19 protein-coding genes and 2 tRNA genes are annotated in these 18,704 nt (G+C 41.4%); 4 read left to right on the top strand and 17 right to left on the bottom strand.

Annotated elements, in window-relative coordinates; genetic code table 11:
* Nucleotides 1-100: 100 nt before the first annotated feature.
* Entirely contained in the window at nucleotides 101-1,363 is a 1,263-nt protein-coding gene (locus B143_RS0101005; protein ID WP_018121819.1) for a dicarboxylate/amino acid:cation symporter, read from the top strand.
* A 58-nt stretch (nucleotides 1,364-1,421) separates the two neighbouring features.
* Here the strand turns inward: B143_RS0101005 and B143_RS0101000 are convergent, their stop codons facing one another.
* From B143_RS0101000 to B143_RS0100960, 8 genes are all read right to left on the bottom strand, one after another.
* Nucleotides 1,422-1,946, bottom strand: a complete 525-nt coding sequence (locus B143_RS0101000) for a hypothetical protein (RefSeq protein ID WP_018121818.1) — start codon at nucleotides 1,944-1,946, stop codon at nucleotides 1,422-1,424.
* Between the two features lie 58 nt (nucleotides 1,947-2,004).
* A complete protein-coding gene (locus B143_RS0100995) occupies nucleotides 2,005-2,238 on the bottom strand; it encodes an RNA-binding S4 domain-containing protein (RefSeq protein ID WP_026165655.1) in 234 nt (77 codons plus the stop codon).
* A gap of 240 nt (nucleotides 2,239-2,478) precedes the next feature.
* Nucleotides 2,479-2,748 (bottom strand): type II toxin-antitoxin system TacA family antitoxin, encoded by a 270-nt coding sequence (locus B143_RS0100990; RefSeq protein WP_018121816.1) that lies wholly within the window; start codon nucleotides 2,746-2,748, stop codon nucleotides 2,479-2,481.
* A gap of 430 nt (nucleotides 2,749-3,178) precedes the next feature.
* Nucleotides 3,179-4,344, bottom strand: a protein-coding gene (locus tag B143_RS0100985; protein ID WP_155964836.1) for an IS3 family transposase whose coding sequence is annotated in 2 segments (ribosomal slippage) — nucleotides 3,179-4,089 and nucleotides 4,089-4,344 — 1,167 coding nt in all. Because the reading frame shifts where the segments join, the coding sequence is not laid out codon by codon here.
* A 129-nt stretch (nucleotides 4,345-4,473) separates the two neighbouring features.
* Complete coding sequence (locus tag B143_RS10105; protein WP_345938806.1) at nucleotides 4,474-4,575, bottom strand: hypothetical protein; 102 nt, start codon at nucleotides 4,573-4,575, stop codon at nucleotides 4,474-4,476.
* A 312-nt stretch (nucleotides 4,576-4,887) separates the two neighbouring features.
* Nucleotides 4,888-5,115 (bottom strand): EexN family lipoprotein, encoded by a 228-nt coding sequence (locus tag B143_RS09920; RefSeq protein WP_282705061.1) that lies wholly within the window; start codon nucleotides 5,113-5,115, stop codon nucleotides 4,888-4,890.
* Between the two features lie 226 nt (nucleotides 5,116-5,341).
* The gene (locus B143_RS09910) at nucleotides 5,342-5,491 is read right to left on the bottom strand and encodes a GNAT family protein (RefSeq protein ID WP_018121812.1); all 150 of its coding nucleotides are present in this window, start codon (nucleotides 5,489-5,491) and stop codon (nucleotides 5,342-5,344) included.
* A gap of 133 nt (nucleotides 5,492-5,624) precedes the next feature.
* Nucleotides 5,625-5,701: transfer RNA gene (locus B143_RS0100960), tRNA-Met, on the bottom strand.
* A gap of 141 nt (nucleotides 5,702-5,842) precedes the next feature.
* On the opposite strand from B143_RS0100960, the gene ddpX reads away from it, so the two are divergent.
* On the top strand, nucleotides 5,843-6,400 hold the full coding sequence (gene ddpX, locus B143_RS0100955; RefSeq protein ID WP_008315221.1) for a D-alanyl-D-alanine dipeptidase: 558 nt from the start codon (nucleotides 5,843-5,845) through the stop codon (nucleotides 6,398-6,400).
* A 30-nt stretch (nucleotides 6,401-6,430) separates the two neighbouring features.
* Here the strand turns inward: ddpX and B143_RS0100950 are convergent, their stop codons facing one another.
* From B143_RS0100950 to B143_RS0100920, 6 genes are all read right to left on the bottom strand, one after another.
* The gene (locus tag B143_RS0100950) at nucleotides 6,431-6,703 is read right to left on the bottom strand and encodes an oxidative damage protection protein (RefSeq protein WP_018121811.1); all 273 of its coding nucleotides are present in this window, start codon (nucleotides 6,701-6,703) and stop codon (nucleotides 6,431-6,433) included.
* Between the two features lie 68 nt (nucleotides 6,704-6,771).
* Nucleotides 6,772-7,707, bottom strand: coding sequence for a ribose-phosphate pyrophosphokinase (locus B143_RS0100945; RefSeq protein ID WP_026165654.1), 936 nt, complete (start codon nucleotides 7,705-7,707; stop codon nucleotides 6,772-6,774).
* Between the two features lie 139 nt (nucleotides 7,708-7,846).
* Nucleotides 7,847-7,921 (bottom strand) — tRNA-Gln (locus B143_RS0100940).
* A gap of 284 nt (nucleotides 7,922-8,205) precedes the next feature.
* Complete coding sequence (locus tag B143_RS0100930; protein ID WP_018121809.1) at nucleotides 8,206-8,997, bottom strand: segregation and condensation protein A; 792 nt, start codon at nucleotides 8,995-8,997, stop codon at nucleotides 8,206-8,208.
* A gap of 1 nt (nucleotide 8,998) precedes the next feature.
* Nucleotides 8,999-9,991, bottom strand: coding sequence for a tryptophan--tRNA ligase (locus B143_RS0100925; RefSeq protein ID WP_018121808.1), 993 nt, complete (start codon nucleotides 9,989-9,991; stop codon nucleotides 8,999-9,001).
* A 9-nt stretch (nucleotides 9,992-10,000) separates the two neighbouring features.
* Nucleotides 10,001-10,669, bottom strand: a complete 669-nt coding sequence (locus B143_RS0100920) for a site-2 protease family protein (RefSeq protein WP_018121807.1) — start codon at nucleotides 10,667-10,669, stop codon at nucleotides 10,001-10,003.
* Nucleotides 10,670-10,879: 210 nt separating this feature from the next.
* On the opposite strand from B143_RS0100920, the gene B143_RS0100915 reads away from it, so the two are divergent.
* Together B143_RS0100915 and B143_RS0100910 are read left to right on the top strand one after the other, a co-directional pair.
* Nucleotides 10,880-11,737: a pilus assembly FimT family protein gene (locus B143_RS0100915; protein ID WP_018121806.1), complete on the top strand. Its 858-nt coding sequence runs from the start codon at nucleotides 10,880-10,882 to the stop codon at nucleotides 11,735-11,737.
* A 21-nt stretch (nucleotides 11,738-11,758) separates the two neighbouring features.
* On the top strand, nucleotides 11,759-12,838 hold the full coding sequence (locus B143_RS0100910) for a PilW family protein (protein WP_018121805.1): 1,080 nt from the start codon (nucleotides 11,759-11,761) through the stop codon (nucleotides 12,836-12,838).
* 75 nt (nucleotides 12,839-12,913) lie between these two features.
* On the opposite strand, the gene B143_RS0100905 is transcribed toward B143_RS0100910, so the two are convergent.
* From B143_RS0100905 to B143_RS0100895, 3 genes are read right to left on the bottom strand one after another with little or no spacing between them, the layout of a single operon-like run.
* Nucleotides 12,914-16,198 (bottom strand): translocation/assembly module TamB domain-containing protein, encoded by a 3,285-nt coding sequence (locus B143_RS0100905; protein WP_018121804.1) that lies wholly within the window; start codon nucleotides 16,196-16,198, stop codon nucleotides 12,914-12,916.
* Between the two features lie 8 nt (nucleotides 16,199-16,206).
* On the bottom strand, nucleotides 16,207-16,965 hold the full coding sequence (locus B143_RS0100900) for a Nif3-like dinuclear metal center hexameric protein (RefSeq protein ID WP_018121803.1): 759 nt from the start codon (nucleotides 16,963-16,965) through the stop codon (nucleotides 16,207-16,209).
* Entirely contained in the window at nucleotides 16,962-18,650 is a 1,689-nt protein-coding gene (locus B143_RS0100895) for a hypothetical protein (RefSeq protein WP_248647491.1), read from the bottom strand. Before B143_RS0100895 ends, B143_RS0100900 begins: the two co-directional genes overlap by 4 nt.
* Nucleotides 18,651-18,704 lie beyond the last annotated feature (54 nt).

Here is an 18,704-nt window from a genome sequence, read left to right as displayed (position 1 = left end):
ATGTAAAAGCTCAACTTTTAATGCAAAAAGTATTTTATTTCAATGCATTGCATCAAAAATACATAACAATTATATTTTATTCATTCAAGAGGAGGTCACAATGATCGCATTGTGGAAATGGTATCGGAGCAAGTCTTTTATGCTCAAAATTACGGTGGGTTTTACGCTTGGCTTAATTTTTGGCCTAACATTTGGACCTGCAAATACATTTTTTGCGCCCCTAGGTATCATTTTTATGAATTTATTAAAAATGATTGTCATCCCACTCATTTTTTTATCTCTTATTGTTGCAGTCAATCATTCAAATCCTACAGAACTAGGGAGAATTGGCGTTAAAGTATTTCCAATTTATGTCATTACTACAGGTATATCGGTTGCCATTGGCATTATCATTGCAAGTATTATGCGTCCAGGAAAAGGTGTCTCAACAGATTCTGAGATTGTAATATCAGTCCCTGAACGTCAAGGTTTTTTAGATACACTCATCAATATGATTCCCACTAATATCATCAAATCTTTTGCAGATGGTAATATTTTATCTGTGGTATTTATGGCAGTGATTGCTGGCTTAGCAATTTTATATATGCGCCATGCACAAGATAATAAGCAACAAGACATGGGATATACTCTCATGAAATTTACAGAGGCGGCCAATGAAGCCACATTAAAAATTTTAAACGGTATTTTAGAATATGCCCCCATAGGTGTATTTGGCATCACTGCTGCAACTATTGGCAATCAGGGAATCGACACTGTCATCGCATTAGCAAAATTTGTCATCACTTCATACATTGGTGTGATTTTATTATTGGTTGTCTTTTATCCTATTATTCTTAAATTATGGGGTGGTAAAGTCATTCAATTTTATAAAGATATTAAAGAATCAATGCTTACTGCCTTTGTTACATGCAGCAGCTTAGGTACCCTACCAATCACATTACGTGCTGCTAAAAAAGCAGGCATTGATGAACGCATTGCCAATCTGACATTACCCATCGGGGCAACTGTCAATATGAATGGCACAGCATTACGTCTTGGGGTTGCAGTAATTTTTGCCTCTGAAATTATTGGCATGCCTTTAAGTATGGTTGAATTAGTTTCGATCGTTGTTATTGGTACATTAGCAGCAGTAGGTACAGCTGGCGTACCAGGCGCTGGATTAATTGCCATGTCAGCTGTTTTTGCTCAGGCAGGATTACCTATAGAAATAGTTGGTTTAACTGCAGGTATTAATGTATTAGTTGATATGGTTTTCACGCTTGGAAATGTTACAGGTGATCTTGTGGCTGCAAAAATGGTTGATTTATCTGAACGTCGGCATGAAGCGAAAAATATAAAAATACAAATAGATCCTCAAGCATAAACAAATCTATTTGTATGAATTCAACAACGAAACACTTAATGGTCTTCGTTGTTGTTTATCATTCATTGCACATTGTTCTAAAAGGCCCTGAATCAATCACGCGCACGATTCTCATATCGATATTATATTCTGAGTCTTCAACGCCAAAGAAATTGATATTACTTGCTTGTAAAGTGATTGGCCCTTCAACACCACACATACGCTCTCTAAAACTTGTGGATGTTAAATCCGTTTTAATGCCCAAAGCCTGAGCCGCTGATTGCAATTGTTCATCGTTCATATCTTGTAAATCATTCAACACAAATGTGGTCTGCTGAGGCTCACCTTTATGCATCACGATCACAGGTAATTTGGGCACATCTTTGTCATCCACTTGAAAATAAAAACCATCGCCAAAGGGGCCATCACCCACATAATAGAGTTGTCCCGATAAAATCTGAGAACCCACATATACATCATTGCGCGTATATTGCGTTGTCTTTTGATAAATCAGAGTAAAAGGCTGCTCATGACTGACAATTTCATCTGCCTGTGCTGAAATCAAGAGCGACAAGGACACAGTTAATAATAATTTTCTCATCATAATTACTCACTCATCTTTTAGTTAATGAATAAAAAATCGGCACATGGCCGATTTTTTATTATGCTTCAAAGCCTTCACAGACCAGAATTTCAAAGCCTATACCAGTTACAATGCTGCCTGCGTGAATTTTGGCAGTTTTACGAAGTTCAATGGCGCCATTTACGCTGATGTTGCCTTCTGCCACCATCAATTTTGCGCGCCCGCCTGTGTCGGCAATGCCCACCATTTTCAATAGGTCATTTAGGGCAACATGGGGATGGCTTTCAAGATAGAATTTAGTTTGTTGTGTCATGAGAGATTCTCGGTTTTGCATGCAAAATCTGCATACTGTGATTAAAGACTGAATGTGCATATCATAACAAAATTATTTTATGTTGATACAATCAACCAATACAAAAAACATGTTTAAAAAATCCAAAAAAATCGACACGTTTTGACGACGTGTCGATTTCATCAACATATCTTAATCATTCTGATGCCCTGCCCAGCTCGTATTTTTTATTTTAAATTCGTTGGGTGAAACAGAATATTCTCAAAATCCCTCTTTGTCTAAAAGAGCAGCTGCTTGTTTGATTTTTTTGCTAGGTGATTGTACGACTTCACAAGCTGCTAGAAAACCATCAAATTGCTGATTAGTTAAGACAATCTCATGATAAGCATTGAGAGTTTTTGGCGCATTTTCTTGTACTAACTTAGATAAGTATTCCGTTAAAGTCACCCCAGTAGCCAAGGCTGCACGCTCAGCTGATCTTTTGACTTCTGGCAAAAATCTTGCCTCAATTCTTTCTGTTTTTACGGTCATGATCTATTTCTCCTACTTAGGATATAAATTATATTACCCGGCAATTAGACGTACAATAATATTTCAGAAGAAATAAATGAGCGCGTTACAATCGCTCTTTCGTTTACTCAATCAGATTTAATCTATTCATTTGGCATGTACGTTTCTTATTTTGTGAACATTTCAAAAGACAAATAGCAAAAAACCCTGTGTTTAACAGGGTTCTAGGCTTGTTTATATGGTGGGAATAAGTTAGGACCTTAAGATATTATACTACACTATTACATTGATATATTTAAAATTACTAAAATATATTATGACATATACTTTTTCTATTTAGGGACAGAAGTGAAGTGGGGCAAAATACCTCATAAATAAACTGAGTTTCTTGTGCTCTTACCATGTTGACCTATGCTGTCAAATGTAGACACTTTAACTTGGGAGATTTTCATTATGCAGCATGACGCTCATAATATAAATTTGCCAGTTGTGTTGGCGACATCCATCCTAATCCTTTTTGAATCCTAGTTTGATTGTATTCAAGTTCAATATACTGAGTAATATCAGCTTTAGCTTCACCTCTCGTTTTGTAATCTTTGTGATACATCAATTCATTCTTTAAAGTTCCCCAAAAACTCTCAATTGGTGCATTGTCATAGCAATTGCCTTTACGGCTCATTGAACCTAAAAACTTATGTCTCTGAATAATAGATCGATAAGCTTTACTACAATATTTGCTACCACGATCCGAGTGCACAATTAATCCTTTGGATGGCTTTTGATTGCGAATTGCCATATTCAGTGCATCACACACTAATTGGGAAGTCATATGTTTATCAATTGCATAACCGACAATTTCATGAGTAAAAAGATCTTTAATACCTGCAACATACAACCAACCTTCAGCAGTCCAGATATAAGTAATATCACTGCACCAAGCCTGATTCGGCTGACTATATTCAAAATATTGGCCTAATAAATTAGTGTAAATAGGTTTATTATGTTTTGATTGAGTGGTTTGCTTATATCTACGATGCTTAGTGCACCGAATGCCTAGCTTTTCTCGAATAGTACGCACCATGTACAGGCTAATACTGTAACCCTGAACCAATAAATATTGATGTAAGCGTTCATGACCATATAAACCGTTTTTGGCTTGATGTGCCGCTTTAACAATCAATTCACAACGATTACGATGAGTCGATTGGATACTTATTTTTTTATTAATCCATTGGTAATAACCAGAAACGTGTACATCAAATACCTTGCACATTCGATTAATACTGAACCTTTTAGAGTTATTTTGTACAAAAGCATACTTCTCTAACTGTTTTTTGCGAAGTATGCTGTGGCCTTTTTTAGGATTTCACGCTCCTCTTCAGCGATCCGTAGCGCACGCTTTAATTGTTTGTTTTCTTCTAGAATAGCCATGATATCTGGGTCATATTGTTCAGTCCCAATCAGTTGGCCTTTATTGGCTTTGTTACACCAATTAAATAGAGTTTGCATCGGCAGTCCCAACTCACGAGAGGTTAGGCTGATATTGCCATTATGTTCTTCTACTTTTTTAACAGCTTGCGCTCTAAATTCTGCTGTGTACTTTTCACGTTTAGTCATAAAATAATTCCTTGGTTATGAGATAATATTACCAAGTTTTAGTGTCTAAGTTCTTCAGCATAGCTCAATGGTGAGCGTTTCAACGATGCAAAACCGTAGTATAATGTTCGATGATAACTTAATACTTCTTTAGTTCATAGGATCAGCATTATTCTCTTTATCTACATACTGAAAAAGTTTATCCGTCGTTGTGACTATGTTTTCAATCTCGGAGTTGCCTGGCGCTTCCATAATCAGTAATAAATTAATCAGTAGTCCTTGATTAGATAATAGATTCCCTGCTTAATTTAATTCAGATAATGCTCTGCGAGCTTTAATATATGCTTTAAGCACTTCTTTAGTTTCCAAATCTACATTTGGTGGCAACAATGGTAAGTTATTGTAGGACTGATAACAATCCAAGTCATACTTTATCCTTTAATTATTGGATAAAGTATATGTTGATACAATCGACATATCAACAGAACATGTTTAAAAAATCAAAAAAAATCGACACATCATGACAACGTGTCGATTTCATAAACATATATGGGTCAATATTGGTTATTCCTCATACGTCTTAGCCCATGAAGGGAGTTTAAACTGCTCTGCAATATATTTATTACGACTGGTTTTCTTAGCATTAAGACAGTTTTGATCATTCTGACTGCCCTGCGTCACCTCACATTTTTTTAATACCGCCTTTGTTTCTTCCATATTATTTTCATAGTATTCAACTGGTTTCACTTCTGCACTGCATGCAATGACTAATAAGGGGAAAAATCCAAACAAAAACTACCGATTGTCAGTGATTCGTTGTATTGAACTGATACTTATCATATGGCTTATTGATTAGCGCAATTTTAACCTCATTAACTTTCAATTTTCGCATTCTATATTTCTCATCGCTCTTTTTTACCAATACATTTTGAGCCCATAAAAAGCATCTCAATGCGACTCTCGTGCGTCCCTATGAACACTAGTGGTATATCCTCATTATCCAAAACCATAAACAACGTCACATTCGGATGTACTGCTCTTTAATTAATGGCTTTAAACCATCTATATCTGATTCAGGTAAAAAGTCATGCGTGGCACGAACAGATGATTCCCAAATTACAATGAGCACATCATATTGTGATGGATTAGCTGATTGAATTTTAATCATAACAATCTCTCAAACCCCTCATTTTTACTAATGATTTCATAATTATTTTTTTTTAAAATGGGACAAAAGTTGGGACAAGAAAGCTTTAGGCAACAAAAAAGCCCTTGAATAACAAGGGCTTAGATGTTTTATATGGTGGACATAGGTGGAATCGAACCACCGACCCCAGCATTATGAGTGCTGTGCTCTAACCAGCTGAGCTACATGTCCGTACTGTGTTGAGGAGTCGCATTATAGAGAGGTTCTATAGAGTCGTCAACACTATTTTTCAATTTGATCATTCTTTGATCAAAATAACACAAATCTTTTCAGAGCGCTATCATAACTCCTTGTCTTATAAAGAGGTTAGCCATGAGTGATTTAGTCGAACTGACGCCCGAATCCCACAATATTATCATCGATATGCCCTATGCAGATGAAAGAAATTTCACGCATCGCGCAGTTTATGATCAAGCACGCGTATTATTGCACAAAGATGCAGAACTTAAATTCCGTAAAGCCATCGAACAAGCCGCTCATTTAGGGCTACAATTTGTGGTGTATGATGCTTATCGCCCACCTAAGGCACAATTTATTTTCTGGGATCATACGCCCGATCCTGACTTTTTAGCCAATCCACACAAACGCGGCTCGCCCCATTCTCGTGGTGTTGCCCTTGATGTTGGCTTAGTGGACATGAAAACACAGCAATACCTAGACATGGGCACGCCCTTTGACAGCTTTTTACCAGAATCTTGGCATGCTAACTACAATGTCTCCATTGAGGCACAAAAAAATCGCCTGATGCTTGCAGGCATGATGCTCAATGCAGGCTTTGATAATTACTCTCATGAATGGTGGCATTACCAGTTTTTTAACAGCTATGAATACCCACTTGTGGAAGATGATCGCTTAGGCGTCATCGAATAACAAAAAAACCGCTCAAACGAGCGGTTTTTATCATTTTTCAGGCACAAATTGATCTGGCAATTGAATGTCACTGTCTTCAAAGAAGAATTTGACCATTTGCTCTTCAATGAACTTACGCGCATTCGGATCTAAAGGATTCACGCGATACTCATTGATCAAAATGGTTTGCTGTTTTAACCATTGCTGCCAAGCTTCGTTAGACACGTTTTCAAAGATTTTTTGACCAATCTCACCTGGGTACATCGGACGAGCTAAACCTTCAGCCTCTTTTTTTAATTTTTGACAAAATACAGTGCGTGACATTTTCAATCCTCTATAAAAAACAAAAGCCAGATAAAAATCTGGCTTTATAATATAACTTAAATTTTCAATTAAGCAAAAAGGCTGCTCACTGATTCTTCCGCGTGGATACGGCGGATGGTATTGGCAATGATGTGTGACACAGACAATACACGAATTTTTTCACAGGCTTCCGCTTCAGGACGCAATGGAATCGTATCTGTCACGATCATTTCATCTAATGCTGAGTTTTCGATGTTTTGGATCGCTTTACCCGATAAAATTGGGTGAGAACAGTAAGCACGTACAGACAATGCACCATTTTCTTTCAATACATTCGCAGCAGAGGCTAAAGTACCGGCTGTATCAACGATGTCATCCACGATCACACAGTTTTTACCACGCACATCACCAATGATGTTCATCACTTCAGAGACGTTTGGCGCAGGGCGACGTTTATCAATGATCACTAAATCATTGGTTTCTAATTGTTTTGCAATCGCACGCGCACGCAATACACCACCAACGTCAGGCGAAACAACACATAAATTTTCTGGTTGTAAACCGATGATGTCACGGTACATTACTGGAGTTGCATAGATGTTATCGACAGGAATTTCAAAGAAACCTTGAATTTGGTCAGCATGAAGATCAATGGTCAATACACGGTCACAGCCAACGCTTGTGATCATATTTGCCACAACTTTAGCAGAAATTGGTACACGCGCTGAACGAGGGCGACGATCTTGTCTTGAATAACCAAAGTAAGGGATAACCGCTGTGATACGCATTGCAGACGCACGACGAAGTGCATCAACAGTCACCAATAACTCCATTAAGTTGTCATTGGTTGGGTAGCAAGTTGGCTGAATCAAGAAAACATCTTTACCACGAACGTTTTCATCGATAGAAACCATGACTTCACCATCAGAAAAACGACCAACAGTAGCTTTACCGAGAGTCATTCCTAGGTGTTCAACAATTTTTTCCGCTAATTCTGGGTTTGCGTTACCAGCAAAGATCATCATCTGAGCGCCGCTCATGACTATATTTCCTTGATTAAAAAGTGATGGATATGAAGATGATGTTTGCAGCATGGATATATGACTATATTTTTCATAAGCATTAGAAGCTCAAAACTGCAAACTCAATTGAAAATAAGAAATTTGGCTGGGCTGCCAGGATTCGAACCTGGGAATGGCGGGATCAAAACCCGCTGCCTTACCGCTTGGCTACAGCCCAAAAGATGGATTGCATTATAGGGATTTTTGAGGACTTGTCTACCCCTATATGTGCATAACTTTTGATCAATTATGATAAATCATTATTTTTCAGTGAGTTATATTAAAAATTTCTTTGATTTTTTTTGAAAAAAGTTGTTGCACACAGCTTGACCCCTGACAATATACCTTTTTTCACCCCATTTTTAATGAATTTTTTTTTGAAAAATTCTGAAAAAACTTTTAAAAAAAGTGCCAAAAAAACAAAACCGCCTAAAAATTAGGCGGTTTTGATATCAGCGATCCTCATTTGAGCTTCAAATGAATGGTGCCATATGCATCATCTTGGACAATTTCCACCATTTGTTGCTTCGTCAACTCTAAAATCGCCATAAACGATACCACAACGCCAAGCTTGCCCTCTTTTAAATTGAGCACTTTCTCAAAGGAGATGAAAGCCACATCACTTAAACAGTCTAAAATGTTCACCATGCGCTCTTGCACCGACAAGACTTCCGTCGTGATCACATGCTGCGTATAGTGTGCTTGATCCTTCAATAGACGCTTTAACGCCGCTGTGAGCTGATCAATGTGCACCTCGGGTAAGGCTTCATTGACAATGAGCTCTGGCAGCACCGGCGTGATGGGGAAAATCTCTTCCTCAAAGCGTGGCAACAATTGCAGCGCTTGTGCCGCTTCCTTATATTGTGCATACAATTGTAAGCGTTCCATGAGCTCTTGACGCGGATCCGTGCCCTCTTCTTCCTCTTCCACTGTGGGATGCTTTGGCAATAAGAGGCGCGATTTGATCTCAGCGAGCCAGGCCGCCATCACTAAGTAATCAGATGCCAACTCAAAGCGATCTTTTTTCAGCACATCCACATAGGACATATATTGACGCGCAATTTCAGACAAAGGAATGTCCAAAATATCAAAGTGATTTTTACGGATCAAATAGAGCAATAAGTCAAAGGGTCCTTCAAAGGCATCAAGCCACAGCTCAAGCGCATCGGGCGGAATGAAGAGATCCGTCGGTGCTGCCACCGTTTCCCCTTTATAAATCGCCCCAACGTTGTCCTGCTCAAAGGATAACTGCATCTTATAGACCCACAGCTTTTTTCAAATCTGCAATGAATGGCACTGTATGCGCGCGTGCTTTCTCAGCGCCTTGCAATAAAATGTTTTCCACATATTGCGGATTGGCCATCAATTCATTGTATTTTTCACGTGGTTCACTGAGTAAAGCATTGACCTTTTCAAAGAGCACTTGCTTCATCTCGCCCCAAGCAATGCCTTCTGCATACGCTTGGCGGATCTGTGCGCACTCTTCTTCAGTGGCAAAGGCTTTGTACATTTCATACAATGTAGACTGATCGGGGTCTTTTGGTTCACCCGGCTCACTTGAATCGGTCACAATGCGCATAATCGCTTTACGCAACTGTTTTTCAGGCAAGAACAATGGAATGGTATTGTTATAACTCTTACTCATTTTACGGCCATCTGTGCCCGGCAATAATGCAACATTGTCAGCAATTTTGGCTTCTGGCAAGACAAAGTGCTCACCATATAAGTAGTTAAAGCGCTGGGCAATGTCACGCGCCATTTCCACATGTTGAATCTGATCGCGCCCGACAGGCACATCGGTGGCATTGAACATTAAAATGTCCGCCGCCATCAACACAGGGTACGAGAATAAGCCCATGGTGATGCCTTTATCTGCATCTTCATCATTGCTTGTATTCGCATCCACAGCCGCTTTATAAGCATGTGCGCGATTCATCAGCCCTTTGGCCGTCACACAGGTCAATAACCACATCAATTGCGTGATTTCAGGAATGTCTGATTGACGATAAAACGTGGCTTTTTCTGTGTCTAATCCTAAAGCGAGCCACGTTGCAGCAATCTCTTGACGCGACTGAATGATGCGTTCAGGCTCTTGGCATTTGATCAAGGCATGATAATCGGCTAAAAAGAAAAAGCAGTTATCATTTTGCTGACTCATTTCAATGGCAGGACCAATGGCGCCTGCGTAGTTGCCAAGATGTGGCGTGCCTGTGGTGGTAATCCCCGTTAATATAATTCGTTGAGACATTTGACTATCCTAAAAAAAGACTCCGATAATGGATAAAATAAGTTTGATCACATAGCTTGAGATCAAGCCTAACGGTAAAATGTTTAAATACAGTAGCCCAAGTAAAATCCACACGCCATACGGCTCGATTTTTTCTAATTGTTTGGCCGCATTGTAAGGCAACAGCATCATCGCGATGCGTCCGCCATCGAGGGGTGGAATGGGCATTAAGTTTAACACCATTAAAAAGACATTAATGGAGACGCCAAAATACGCCATTTTTAACAATCCAAGCCCCATGCTCGGTTCATTTGTGACATGCATGGTGCTTGAGACAATCATCAACACCAACGCCCAAATAAAGCCTTGAATGAGATTTGATAAAGGTCCTGCAAATGCCGTCAATGCAATGTCTTTGCGTGGGTTTTTAAAATTGCGTGGATCAAATGGCACTGGCTTTGCCCAACCAAAAACAAACATCGAGCCTGCCATGCTTGACACCACAAGCATCACCATGGGCACCACAATCGTCCCGATCGGATCAATGTGCTTTAACGGTGACAAAGACAAACGTCCCTGCATTTTCGCCGTATTATCGCCTAACAGATTGGCCATATAGCCGTGCGCCGCTTCATGAACAGTGATGGCAAATATCAATGGGATGATCATCAACAATAAGGTGGGCAAATCAAATTCCATAAACACTTCCAAATAATGAGAAAGGTTCAATTGTAACAAAAAAGGCAACGACTGCCGAAAAGATCACGCACTTTTCCCGGTGGCTCAATCACCACAATTTTGATCTAGATTCAACATTATGGGGCGGTATTTTTGCCCTCATAATGCTACAATAGCAAAATTTTAATCATACTTACTTGTATTCTATTGGCCAACATAAGGTTATAACAAATGCGATCACATAGAACCCTTCACAGCAAAGGTTATACGCTCATTGAGCTGATGATAACTTTGGTGATTTTCGCCATCATTGCCCTCTTTGGCTTGCCCGCATTTTATGCATTTTTGGGCAAGTCAGACATGAAAAACCAAGTGGCTCAAGCCGCAAACTTCCTGCGCTCTGCCCAAGAGATTGCCACAGCCACGAACCGCACAGTTTATGTTTATACAGAAGGCTATAAAGGTTATGATGCTGCGAACAAAGCACAAAAAGAGAGCTACTGGAATCAACCTTGGATCATGTCCTTTAAACCTGTGGGCAGAGATTTTGTGACCTTTAAAGAACAAGAAAAAGCGCTTTTAAAAGACAACTCACCGTATGAAATTGCCCGCCAAAGAGTCTTTAAAGATAATGGCCAATTTAACATCTACACTCTAGAAAGTGCCATGAATGCAAGCAATGGTTTGATCAGTGAACCTGGTGGCATTTATGCGCTCAATGGTTATCGCAGTCAAAATGGTGGCAAACCAGGTTTTCTTAAATTTTCACCGTCCGGTGAGGTGACATTGCCCATTTTTGTCATTGCTAAAAAGGGGAAAAACTATTCATTCACTAGCCTTTCAGCGAAATGGCGTGATGTGTTTGATGGTACCTATAAAGGTTTTGCTAAGGGCAATTCAACGGGCAATGTTGTGGCGCTCTTAGGCGGTTGCCGCACCCATCAAGGCAAAATTGCAGACACCATCAGTTACACGTTTAACCAAGATGCCATGCTCCCTGCGGATCTGTTCGCGATGGACTCGGCGAATAAATTTTCCCCAGCCTTTGCCTTTGGCAATTCAGCCTGCCATTCAGTTTTCATGCAATAAACCGTTAAGTTAGGACATCACATGTTAAAAATACCTCACAGTAAAGGGTTGTCCATCATTGAATTGATGGTGGCATTGGCCCTTGGCATTTTACTTCTTTTCTCCATGTTGGCATTTTATGCCGTGACGCAGCAAAATGTCACCACGCATCGTATTGCCAATCAAGAGCAACAACAATTGCGCAAGCTCTTCAATCTCTTATCAAAAGATTTAGAAAATGTGGGCGCGTTTGAATGCGCTAAAAACAGCGACATCTTTGATGACAATCGCTTCCCACGCAATGTCATCGCGCTTGGTGACTATAAAAATAGAGATCGTAAACAATTTGTGTTTGCCCATCCGATCACAGAAGCACATGTGATGGACAGCCTTGGCATCATTGAAGCAACGGGCAATGAGCTCAATTATAGCCCCATTAAAGTGGCATCAAGCTGCGGGCAAGACGACAGCAGCCTATATGTGGGTGCCACCATTCTTGAAGTGATTCCACCGAAAGATAAACATGGCATTTTCATCACCACACAAGAGTTTACGTCTCAATATACAGATTTCGTCATTCTCTCTACATATCAAACACGCGTCAGTAAAGAAAGTGACTTGGTGCCCACAGGCTGGAAAACTAACAATGCCCATAAAACGGTGGTTTCTCCTTATCCTTTAAGCATTCATGATGCCGTTTCTCTGTTACTGATGGCCAATGAAAAGGAAATGCGCCTGCCCTTTAAACAAAATGATGTGAAAATTGAATTAGGCTTCTCAAACCATCAAGAGTCCTCTTCTGTGCCAAACATCAAAATGACTAGTTTAACCACAGGCGGCTGGTTAGATCCTTATGAGAATGAAACCAAATACAATTTAATTGTGGACAAAACAGGCAACCACGAAACCGCTAAAAAGGTGAACAAGCAACTTCACAGTGAGTTTGCAGCACCGATTAAAGATATGATCACCTATCCTTTAAATAAAAAGGCGACCGAGCAAGTGCGCGCCATCCGTTTTACTTTCACGCTTGTGAATCCTAAAACCAATGAAAAAAGCACCCTTGAACGCGTCATCCGTTTTAAAAACATGCATTTAAACTCATTGCATAAAGATGCGTAATTCATAGAATTTCATGATTCGCGCATCATAAAAAAGCCATCAGAGATTGATGGCTTTTTGTTTAACTTTGTTTTGCTAAATCTCTTTAGAGAACCTTAGATCAATCGTGGAGTATTCATCGCTCACCTGCGTATCAAAGCTAAAGTACTTTAAGAAGTTATAACGCATGATGCCAAAAGCGCCATTGCTCTCTTCAAAAATACTAAAGCCAATGCCCACATAGAAGTTTGGCGTTAAATATTTACCGATGCCAAGGCTCGTATTGCCTGACAGATCCTTCATCACACCAAAGTCCGTTAAGCCGACACTTTTGGCAAAGCCATCTTCCGGCGATGTGACAATTTCACCGGATGCAATGCGCTGCGCCATTTTGGCAATTTGCAGCACTTCAATCGCCGTCAATGAATCCACATCCGTTCCTAACGCTAAATAAGAGACAATGGAGTTTGCTGGCATCGTCGGCTGAGAGAATAAGTTCAACTTCGGATTATTCGCCGTGCCCGTCACGCGCACACCCACGCTCACCTTAGAGCCCGTGCGTTTGTTGTCAAACACGCGGGATGCTTGGAATTCAATATTCGGATTGGTCATGTTAAGCCCTGTAAACTGAATGCGCCCTTTATCGAGCGTCAATTCTTGCCCAAGCACATTGTACACACCGCTGCCAATATTGATGATGCCGATCGCCATCAGTGGCTCATTGACGCTCTTTTTAAGGTCAATCCCACCTGTCAATTTACCCACAAAGCCAACGGCACCCACAGAGACTTTATCGCCTAAGGAGATGTTAAAGTTCATGGAGGCTTTTTTCCAAAAATCTGGTTGTTCTTTATCAGTGGGCGCAGGCAATTTCGATGAAATCACAATGGTATCCGGTGACACATGCTCCACACTGCCACGCGGATCATCCGAGCTCTTATAAATAAAGCGCAGCTCCGGAATTTTCAATCCCCCTTGAATATTGAGCTGACCATTACGCATGGTGACATCCGCATTTGGAGAAACAAGCGCTTTAACATTGGTGCTGTCCGCAAGGAGCAATTGATCGCCCCGCAATTTTAAATTGGCATTGAGGGTGACCAAATCAATATCCCCAAGGATCGTCATGCGACCTTTACCTGCCATCAAACCACCTGTGATGTTCAATGTGGGCTGCCCTTTATTAAGCACCACATTGAGCGCAATGTTTTTGAGCAAAGTATTGTATTCCGCATTATAGATCTCACCATTGGCGAGCCCCATTCTAAAGCCCACTTCCACGCCTTTTGGCTGAGAGAGTTCGCCCGCTGCTTCCGCCTGCATGGTCAATTGACCTTCAAGCTTTTGTAGCTGTGGCACAATCGGGAGAATCCATTTTAATGTGGGCGCATTGCCATCAATTTTTACTTTGACCAATTGACGGCCAAAAGGATCATCTAATGAACCACCGCCGTGAATCTGTAAATATTGCCCCCAATCCACATCCACCGTTGAGGTGATGGCTTCAGGCTTAGCACGCACCAATACTTGCGTTTTCGTTAATGGTACATTGATCTCATAGCCTTGCATGCGATAGCGAATTTGCCCAGAAGATAATGATGCATCCACAATCCCATTGAAACTTTTTTGATCCTTAAATTGCCCTGCCACCACAAGATCCGCGGTGGTATTGACCTGAATTTCAGGCGGTAAAAAGGCATTGATGCGCTTAGGTTGCAAACGGCGCACCGCCAATGTCCCAAAGCTATTGCCTTCATGATGCTGACCTTGCACACAAATGGTGGTGGGTAACTCTGCTAAACAGAGTTGCGATAAACTCACATCACCACTGGATGCCACAACTTTCGCAGGATTGAGCAAGGTATAGCGCCCAATGATGTCGCTGTACACATCAAAGCGGTTAATATCGAGCGTCCACTCTTTTTCCCCTTCAGCATTTGTGACCACATGCCCAATGCCTTTAAAATCTGTGGTGTTAAAAATACTGCGGATTTTAAAGTCAATGTCATGTGTTTCCAGTGATCCCACCGTGGTGAATGTCATTTGATCAATGAGGGTTTTCTCTTTATCCACAATGTTTTTTGCGGTCACAGCAATGTCAAACTGTTCAATTTTTTCCGCATGGAGCTCAACTTTACCCGATTGAATCGAAAACTCATCAAACTTTAGATTGTTCAGCGCCGCGACAAAATTGGTGGTTTGCACTTCATTGTGCTCAGCCGTCACGGTGAGTTCATCAAGGATCAAGCCAAAGCCTTCAATGTCGTGGCCTTTAATGTCACCGGATAAGAGCGGTTTTTTCACATCGCCCGCGATGCTAAAATCACCTTTTAACGCACCCGAAATGTCAGGATAGGCATCTTTTAACTGTGCGAGATACAAATCTAAATTCGCTTGAATTTCTGTGGGGCGACTCAGTGACCATTGCCCGGTTGTTGCCAGTTGATTAGAAATGTTAAAGAGCGTCAAATCCCATGAAACATCCGCTTGATTGCGAATGTCGATCGCGCTCTCGATCACCAAAGGCTTGGCCAATTTATTCGGCCAGTTAAAGGTGATGCTGTCATGAATGGTTAAATCATTTAAAGAACCCGTTAAAATCAAGCTCATGGCATGATCAAAATAATCATCCCCCACGCGCATTTCTCGGGTGGCATTTTTCAAGCGAATGTTGATGTGATCATTGACTTTATCTGCATCAATGCTCGCGCTCATGTTCAAAGGCAATGTCACCTCTTCACCAATATTGAGAAGCCCTTGATACAACACATCTTTAAATGCCCATGTGGTGTGGCTGATTTCGCCATCTTTAACGCTTGCACTCTCCACATACACCGATAAATCCGGCAGAATCACGGCCACATCATTGGCTTCGACCGTTTGAATGTAAATGTCCACAGGCAATTGACCACGCTCAAAGGAGAATGGTAAAAATGGCGGCGCATTTGGATCCTCTGGCGTCGGTTCGCCCGGTGTTTCAAGCATCACATCGCCGCTTTTCAGACGCACACTTTCAATCACCACTTTACGATCTAACAATCCCTTTAAATTCCATGCTAAGGCACCGTGATTGAGCTCAATGTGATTGTCATCATTCAATTGCAAATAAAGACGATCAAATGCAATGCCGCGCCACAATGTGCCGCTTAATTCATCGATCTGCACCATATCATTGAGGGTCGATTTTTTAAGCCCATAATTGACGAGCTTTAAGCCGCTTTCAGTCAAGAGGATAAAGGCGATCAATCCCACCACAATCACCACTAAACCCACCAAAGCATAAATGAAACGCTTGAGCCAACGCCAAGGACTTTTACGCGAGGATTTTACAGCCGCTTCTGTCGGGGCGACCGTGTGTTTCTTATCAGATTCTTCAGTCATATCATCATCTATACAGGATTGTCACAATCAATGAATTCTACATCAAGTTGATGCGTCTGAGCCAACCATTTGCCCAAAGCTTCGATGCCATAGCGCTCTGTGGCGTGATGCCCTGCACCATAAAAATGGATGCCCATTTCACGAGCGCTGTGGGTTGTGCGCTCACTCGCTTCACCGGTTAAATAGGCATCCACGCCCGCAAGTGCGGCTTGATCAATGTAATCTTGCGCGCCACCACTACACCAAGCAACAGTTTCAATCAACTGATCACGTTCTGATGGAATGTGTAACGGCGTGCGGTTCAGCACCTTTTCAATCACATGGGCAAACGCTTCCCCCGTCATCGGCGTGGCTAAACGACCTTTTAAAATCAATGGGTTGGGATCATGTGGATCTAACCCTTCAACAGCCTGAATGTTCAACAACTGCCCTAAGCGCGCATTATTGCCAATTTCTGGCGCCATATCGAGGGGTAAATGATAACCCATTAAACCAATGTCATGCTGCATGAGAGCTTTAATGCGACGATATTTCGCATGAATCAAACGCATGTCTTCCCCGCGCCAAAAGTAACCGTGATGCACCAATATAAGATCCGCCTTGCGCTCAATGGCAGCCTCAATCAGACGCATGGAAGCGGTGACACCTGTGATGATTTTTTTCACCTCATGGCGCCCTTCGATCTGTAAGCCATTTGGTGCATAATCTTTAATGGTTTTGGCATTGAGTTTGGCATCTAGGATGCGTTCTAATTCAAAAATATTCATGGCTGAGCTCCTTCACTCATGGCAATTTGTTGGCGCGGCAATTGCCACCCGTGTTCCTGACACACTTCTAAACAAGCATGATTGACCAAGCGTTCAATCCTAAAATAAGAGCCGCCACATGCCCCTTCAAACTCCATGATGATGGCATATTCAATGGCTTGCCCATAAATGATGCGTTTGACCTGCACGTTTAAACTGCGTAAATACTCTGTGACACCAATCTCTGTGAGCTTTTCACGCACCTTTTCTTCAAATGCACTGGCAACGGTGCTCACTGGCAAATCCGTGTGACAATAATCGAGCCCAAAGGTTGGGGAGACATAAAAACCATGGATTAAATTCTCCACCTTCATGGCATAAAACTCTGGCGTTGGGATCATCGTTTCCCGAAAGAAGCTGTCTAAATAGACCATTTCTGGCGTTTGACGGCGCACTTTGGCATATTTGCCATTCGGTAAAAAGATGTCATCCCCGACTTTTGTTGGGAACCAATCCTCTTCTGAATTAAAGGGGCGCGAATTTAAATGGGCAATCTCGCTCAATGCAATGCGGATGCGGCCATTTTCCAATAACGGATTGACGCACGTGCAATAAAAACTCAAGCGCGTCACCACCCACGGAATGCCACGATACATAATGCGTTCACCTTCACGCACCGCACCTAAATTCAAAAAGATTTTCAGCTCACTCACATATTGTGGCGCATAATTGCGTAAACTGATGATGCCAAGGAAAATCACCAGCACTGCTAGGCCAAATAAGACCATATCCCCTTGAATGTAAATGACGCTTAAAAATGCGAGCATCGCCGCGATGTACACCACAATGCTGTAAATGATCCACAAAAAACGTAACCGCGTATTGACCTGCTTATGTGCCTCTAAACGGGCTTTGTGCCAATTGCGATTGCGTTTTTTATCAAACCACATGAATAACCGCTTAGCACCCACGCCAAAAATGAGCACAATGGTCGCACCTGCCAACACTGCTAACAATAAAATCAAGCCGCGCCCAAGAAAAATGGAACTCAAAGCATTTTTGATGCGCACTTCTAACGGAATGTCGCTGCTTTCCAGCTCTTTGATTTGCAGCTCGATGATGTTTTTTTGATTCAGTAACTCTTGCTGATGCGCGCCCCACTGTTTACTCAATTGCTCCACGCGCTTTTTCGCGCTCGGCGTCAATTGATCTTGCGGAATCTCTTTTAAAGCATTTAAGCCGTTCGTTAATGTTTTATAGCGCTCAGTCAGCACGCTGTTTTCATAGCTTAAACGATCTTTTTCCCGCGGCTTTGCCGTCAATGAGCGAAGCTCTGCAAACAGTGGTTTGACAATCACCAACAACTCTTCTTGCCAATTGTAATTGTCCGTCTGTTCTTGTGTTTTAAAGTTTTGGGGATTGATGCCGCCAAAGACCATCTTATTGAAAACATCCTCTAAACTCTTTTCTTGTGACTTTAAAGTTTTCAATTGCGTTTGCAGCTCTTTTTGCTGCTCTTCATCGCGCGTTTTTTTCAAAGTGGCTTGAAGGTTCTTTTGTTTCTCTAAATTTTCACTCAACGATTGCTCCACGCGATTGAGCTCGGCAAATTGTCCACTGTCATCTGCATGACTGATGCCCATGACGCTCAAAAGCCCCATGATCAAAAAGGTCTGTAAACCCATCAGGAATCGTTGTCTAACCACATCATCTCCTTGATTGCGTGAATAAAAAAAGCGCCCTTGCGAGCGCTCATTTTA

The organism is Wohlfahrtiimonas chitiniclastica DSM 18708, from assembly GCF_000375345.1.
GTDB lineage: Bacteria > Pseudomonadota > Gammaproteobacteria > Cardiobacteriales > Wohlfahrtiimonadaceae > Wohlfahrtiimonas > Wohlfahrtiimonas chitiniclastica.
The sequence above is the reverse complement of the archived record's forward strand: the minus strand, read 5'-3'. Positions and strand labels throughout refer to the sequence as shown.

Excerpts from the sequence above, each read along its gene's own strand:
- B143_RS0101005 (WP_018121819.1), top strand. The coding sequence starts at position 101 with ATGATCGCATTGTGGAAATGGTATCGGAGCAAGTCTTTTATGCTCAAA.
- B143_RS0101000 (WP_018121818.1), bottom strand. The coding sequence starts at position 1,946 with ATGATGAGAAAATTATTATTAACTGTGTCCTTGTCGCTCTTGATTTCA.
- B143_RS0100995 (WP_026165655.1), bottom strand. The coding sequence starts at position 2,238 with ATGACACAACAAACTAAATTCTATCTTGAAAGCCATCCCCATGTTGCC.
- B143_RS0100990 (WP_018121816.1), bottom strand. The coding sequence starts at position 2,748 with ATGACCGTAAAAACAGAAAGAATTGAGGCAAGATTTTTGCCAGAAGTC.
- B143_RS10105 (WP_345938806.1), bottom strand. The coding sequence starts at position 4,575 with ATGGAAGCGCCAGGCAACTCCGAGATTGAAAACATAGTCACAACGACG.
- B143_RS09910 (WP_018121812.1), bottom strand. The coding sequence starts at position 5,491 with ATGATTAAAATTCAATCAGCTAATCCATCACAATATGATGTGCTCATT.
- ddpX (WP_008315221.1), top strand. The coding sequence starts at position 5,843 with ATGAGTGATTTAGTCGAACTGACGCCCGAATCCCACAATATTATCATC.
- B143_RS0100950 (WP_018121811.1), bottom strand. The coding sequence starts at position 6,703 with ATGTCACGCACTGTATTTTGTCAAAAATTAAAAAAAGAGGCTGAAGGT.
- B143_RS0100945 (WP_026165654.1), bottom strand. The coding sequence starts at position 7,707 with ATGATGATCTTTGCTGGTAACGCAAACCCAGAATTAGCGGAAAAAATT.
- B143_RS0100930 (WP_018121809.1), bottom strand. The coding sequence starts at position 8,997 with ATGCAGTTATCCTTTGAGCAGGACAACGTTGGGGCGATTTATAAAGGG.
- B143_RS0100925 (WP_018121808.1), bottom strand. The coding sequence starts at position 9,991 with ATGTCTCAACGAATTATATTAACGGGGATTACCACCACAGGCACGCCA.
- B143_RS0100920 (WP_018121807.1), bottom strand. The coding sequence starts at position 10,669 with ATGGAATTTGATTTGCCCACCTTATTGTTGATGATCATCCCATTGATA.
- B143_RS0100915 (WP_018121806.1), top strand. The coding sequence starts at position 10,880 with ATGCGATCACATAGAACCCTTCACAGCAAAGGTTATACGCTCATTGAG.
- B143_RS0100910 (WP_018121805.1), top strand. The coding sequence starts at position 11,759 with ATGTTAAAAATACCTCACAGTAAAGGGTTGTCCATCATTGAATTGATG.
- B143_RS0100905 (WP_018121804.1), bottom strand. The coding sequence starts at position 16,198 with ATGACTGAAGAATCTGATAAGAAACACACGGTCGCCCCGACAGAAGCG.
- B143_RS0100900 (WP_018121803.1), bottom strand. The coding sequence starts at position 16,965 with ATGAATATTTTTGAATTAGAACGCATCCTAGATGCCAAACTCAATGCC.